Source organism: uncultured Polaribacter sp. (assembly GCF_947503855.1).
Lineage (GTDB): Bacteria > Bacteroidota > Bacteroidia > Flavobacteriales > Flavobacteriaceae > Polaribacter.
The window spans coordinates 1-732 of the sequence record NZ_CANNFF010000029.1; the positions used below are offsets into that span (position 1 = coordinate 1).

Annotated in this window: 1 protein-coding gene; it reads left to right on the plus strand. The window is 47.1% G+C overall.

The annotated features are described in order from the left end of the window. Positions 1–718 (plus strand): IS1595 family transposase (locus tag Q0662_RS11910; RefSeq protein ID WP_009125964.1); only part of this gene is annotated, 718 nt, incomplete at its 5' end. Positions 719–732 lie beyond the last annotated feature (14 nt).

Sequence of the window (732 nt, forward strand, 5' to 3'; positions counted from 1 at the left end):
CATGGAGAGCTCCAAGCTGCCGTTTCTGGTGTGGTACAAAACGATGTTCCTGATGAGTTGCACAAAAAAGGGATTCTCCACCAACGAACTCCAGAAGCAATTAGGATTGAAGCGTTACGAACCGGTATGGGCGATGGTACACAAACTCCGCAGGGCGATGGGCAACCGGGATGCAAGGTATACACTGGAAGGGATGATAGAACTGGATGAGGGTTACTTTTCGGTGGCCAGTAAGGAAATCGAGCGAGGCAAGGGTACACGTGGCCGGGGAGCCGAGGGAAAGCAGAACGTTGCGGTGATGGCCGAAAGCACCCCGTTGGAAGATATCGAAACGGGCAAAAAGGAGAAGCATGTGCGTTATTTCAAGGCCAGGGTACTGGATAGCCATCAAAGTGAAGGAATCAACGGCGTGGTCAGGGACTGCATGGAGGATGATGCCATCGTATTTTCGGACAAAAGCACTTCTTACGTTGACATCTCCGATCTGGTGGAATTGCACGTCACCGAGAAATCAGACGCCAAAACCACCAAGGAAACACTCAAATGGGTGCATATCGCAATCAGTAATGCAAAACGGACATTGCTGGGCAACTACCATAAAATCAAAAGGAAATACTTACAGTTGTATCTCAACGAGTTTATTTACAAATTAAACAGACGGTATTTTGGAGACAAACTCTTTGACAGACTAGTAATTGCGAATATAACAGGTGCATAAACGGATAATCAGAA